Source organism: Streptomyces murinus, assembly GCF_002154555.1.
Lineage (GTDB): Bacteria > Actinomycetota > Actinomycetes > Streptomycetales > Streptomycetaceae > Streptomyces > Streptomyces murinus.
The window spans coordinates 1-3908 of sequence record NZ_MUNF01000021.1; the positions used below are offsets into that span (position 1 = coordinate 1).

Genomic DNA, 3908 nt, shown 5'->3' on the forward strand with positions numbered 1-3908 from the left:
GGCTTGCGCGGGGCGGGGATGAAGGAGGCGACCGCGGCGGAGACGAGGGCGACGCCGCAGCCGATCAGGAGGCCGGTGCGGAAGCCGTTCTCGGAGGCGAGGGTGTAGCCGCCCAGGGTGATGGTCATATGGGCCAGTACGACGCCGATCACGGCCGAGCCGATCGTGGTGCCCAGCGAGCGCATCAGCGTGTTGAAGCCGTTGGCCGCGGCGGTCTCGGAGAGCGGGACCGAGCTCATGATGAGCGCGGGCATGGAGCCGTAGGCGAGGGCGACGCCGCTGTTGATGACGATGCCGGAGAGCATGATGCCCCAGGCCGTGCCCATCAGCGGCAGCGCGAGCGCGTAGCCGGCGGCCATGACGACCGCGCCGCAGGTGAGTGCGACCTTCGGACCGCGCGCGTTGATCAGCTTTCCGCCGAGCGGCGAGATCACCATCATCATGATGCCGCCGGGCGCGATCCACAGGCCCGCCGCGAGCATCGACTGGCCAAGGCCGAAGCCGGTGGCCTTCGGGAACTGGAGCAGCTGCGGTGCGATCAGCATGAAGGAGTACATGCCGACGCCGATGAGGACCGACGCGGCGTTGGTGATCAGCACCCGCGGCCGGGCCGTGGTGCGCAGGTCGATCAGCGGGTCGCGGGTGCGCAGCTCCCAGCGGCCCCAGGCCGGCAGGGCGAGGACGGCGACGGCGAACAGCGCGAGCGTGGTGCCCGAGGCCCAGCCCCAGTCGGCGCCCTTGGAGATCGCCAGCAGCAGCGCCACCAGGCCGATCGCCAGCCCGATCGCGCCGAGCGCGTCGAAACGCTGCCCCTTGGCGCCGGCCGGGACATCCGGTACGACGACGAAGATCAGCACGCCGACGATCACCGCGAGGGCGGCCGATCCCCAGAACAGCAGCTGCCAGTCGGCGTACTGCGCGACCGCCGCGGCCAGCGGCAGCCCGATCGCGCCGCCGATGCCCATGGACGCGCTGACCAGGGCGATGGAGCCGCTGAGCTTCTCGGCGGGCAGGACGTCCCGCAGCAGCGCGATGCCCAGCGGGATCATGCCCATGCCCATGCCCTGAAGACCGCGTCCGACGATCATCGGCACGACGGACGTGGACAGCGCGCACACCACCGAGCCGATCACCAGCGGCACCACGCAGATCAGCATCATCCGCCGCTTGCCCACGAGATCGCCGAGGCGCCCGGACACCGGCACGCAGACCCCGCCGACGAGCAGGGTGACCGTGATCACCCAGGCGGCGTTCGACGACGAGGTGTGCAGGATCCGTGGCAGTTCGGCGATCAGCGGGGTCACCAGTGTCTGCATGATCGCGGCGACGGTTCCGGCGAGCGCCAGGGCGGCGACGACACCGCCCGTTCTGCGGCTCGGCTGCGGGGCATCCATGGGTGACTCCTCGATTCGTCCGGTCGTCCGGGGCCGGCGGGGCATCGGGATGTGCATGATGCACATCTAGCGATATGCATCATGCACATCGTATGCAGTATTCATATCGTATGTGCCATGCATGCCGCTGCCCGCCTGCGGACCTTCGTCGCCGGGCCCTGAGATACGGTCGACTTCTGAAGGAGGCACGTACATGGGGAAGCCGTCGCACCTGGTCGAGTTCGAGCACATGGTGCTCGGCCGGCATCAGCTGAGCAGTACCACCCGCCGGCATCAGGAAGGCCGGATGGAGCGCAGCGCGTACATCATGCTGAGCCGGATCGAGGTACAGGGGCCGATGTCGATCGGGCAGCTCAGCGACGCCTTCCAGCTGGACGTCTCCACCGTCAACCGGCAGACCGCGCACGCGATGCGGGCCGGGCTCCTGGAGCGGATCCCCGACCCCGAGGGGGGCATGGCCCGCAAGTTCCGGCTGACCGGGGAGGGCGAGCGCAAGCTGCGCGAGGAGCGCGAGCTGCACGTCCAGGACCTGGACCGGGTCTTCGAGGACTGGTCGGCCGAGGACGTGGAGAACTTCGCCCGCTACCTCCAGCGGTTCAACACCAGCGTGGAGCGGATCACCGGCCAGCCGTGGCCGCGGTCGTGAGCCCCGTTCCTGGCGCGTCCTCGCGGTCCCGCAGCAGGAAGACCGCCCGTACGACAGCGCCGCGGCGCAGCGGCCGCCGCTGGACCGCCGGCTGCCTGCCCGGCAGGGCCGCCACGATGCTGAGGTAGCCCTCGGGCAGGCCGGTCGCGGCGTACTCGCCCTGTGTGTCCGTCAGGGTGGAGACCAGTTGACGGCCGCCGGGGTCCAGCACGGTCACCGGCGCGCGGCACCGGCCGCCCGTGCGCGCCGCGTGCCGGTGCCGCCGGGCGTCCAGGCCCAGCAGGGCGATTCCGGCGGCGATCCACGCGCACAGCACCAGGACCGGCCTGAGCATCCCGGCCCCGCCGAAGCAGAGCGCCGAGCGCAGGGCCTCCAGGGCGTTGCCGAGAGGGATCACGGCATGGACGTACTGGAAGAACGTCGGAAGCATCACGGCGGGCGCCGCGCCGCCGCTGGTGGGGATGCTGAGCACGATGAACAGCGTCATGCCCACGGCGGGGAAGAACCGGTGGGTGAAGGGCGCGAGACCGGAGGCGAGGGTGGCCACGGCGGCCGTGAGCAGGAAGGCCACGAACAGGGCCACCGGGTTGTGCGGCAGATAGCCGAGGCCCGCGCCGACCGTGAAGCCGACGACGCTGAACAGTGCGGCGGCGCCCGCGATGGCCAGTAGCTTTCTGCGCCGGTCGAAAGTCGTCGCGCGCAGCAGGGTGGTCGCGAGGGGGTAGCCCGGCACGCTCCACGCGATGCCGAAGTACACCAGGGTCGTGCCCATCCGGTCCGCGCGCACGGTGGGCGCGACGTCCCGGACGGTGAGGTGCGTCGCCGACCCGTCCGCCGCGACGAGCCGGGGTGAACGTCGTCGTCAGCGCCTGCTCAAGCGACGCGCCGTTCGCCTTGGCGACGAAGAGCACAGGGCGCGCGCCCCGGCCGCCAGGGGCGCCGGTCTCTCCGGTGGTGAAACCGCCCACCGCCGTACGGTCGCGTACGGCCTGACGCGCGTCCGACGCGTGGGCCACGGCCGTGACGTCGAAGCCGCCCGGCTGGGTCCGCTTCAGTACGGCGTCCACGTCGCGGGCGGCGGCGCGGCCCGCGACGACCACGTGGGCGTGATGGGGCTGGGGCGAGTGGAGCGCCGGTGCGAAGCAGAACAGGAAGCCCAGGAAGAGGGCGGCCGGGAACCAGACGGCCTCGGCGAAGGTCCTGGCCCACGGCGGCCGGGTGGGGTGCGCCACCCGGCCGCCGCTGCGCTGTCCGTCGTCGCCCACACTCGGTCACCTGCCCTCTCGTCCCGGCGCCGCCGTTCGCTGTGTGGCAGTCGACCCATGTACTTGTGGCCTACATGTAATTTCCGGGGGCCTCCGGGCAGGCCGCCGGGGCCCGGGTCGGCTACCCGGTGGCGGGGTCCGTGTCGAAGGCGCGCATCCGGCGCAGCGGGGAGCACAGCAGGACCAGCGGGGTTGCCGAAAGCGCGGCCGTCAGGAACCACAACGCGCCCCGCACGCCCGCCACTTGGCCGAGACCACCGGCGAGCAGACCGCTGAGCGGGAGGACGCCCCAGACCAGGAAGCGCATGGTGGCCGTCATCCGGCCCAGCAGATGCGGGGGGCAGACCGTCTGGCGGTAGGTGACCTGGCAGATGTTGTACGTCGTGACACCGGCCGACTGGATGAGGGCGCCGACCACGAACAGGGCGATGCGCCAGCCGTGGCCGGTCAGCGGGAGCAGCAGCCCGAAGGGCATCGTGACCAGCAGCGAGAGCCAGGTGAGACGGGCCTCGCCGAGGGCGCGGGAGAGACGCTCGGTGACCAGCGCGGCGAGCATCGAGCCGACGCCCGCCGTGGTGAGCACCCAGCCGACCGCGGCCGGCT

At 71.8% G+C, this 3908-nt stretch carries 4 protein-coding genes; 1 reads left to right on the plus strand and 3 read right to left on the minus strand.

The features are described 5' to 3' along the window. Positions 1–1394, minus strand: a 1394-nt coding sequence (locus tag CCN72_RS01960) for an MFS transporter (protein ID WP_107430046.1), incomplete at its 3' end; no start/stop codon positions are given. 193 nt (positions 1395–1587) lie between these two features. Here CCN72_RS01960 and CCN72_RS01965 point away from each other — a divergent pair. Beyond that, positions 1588–2040 (plus strand): MarR family winged helix-turn-helix transcriptional regulator, encoded by a 453-nt coding sequence (locus CCN72_RS01965; protein WP_086806065.1) that lies wholly within the window; start codon positions 1588–1590, stop codon positions 2038–2040. On the opposite strand, the gene CCN72_RS01970 is transcribed toward CCN72_RS01965, so the two are convergent. Beyond that, the gene (locus tag CCN72_RS01970; protein ID WP_143664022.1) at positions 2012–2812 is read right to left on the minus strand and encodes a DUF3533 domain-containing protein; all 801 of its coding nucleotides are present in this window, start codon (positions 2810–2812) and stop codon (positions 2012–2014) included. The genes CCN72_RS01965 and CCN72_RS01970 overlap by 29 nt on opposite strands. Positions 2813–3426: 614 nt before the next feature. Further along, the coding region (locus CCN72_RS38830) for an MFS transporter (protein WP_208637892.1) at positions 3427–3908 on the minus strand (482 nt) is incomplete at its 5' end.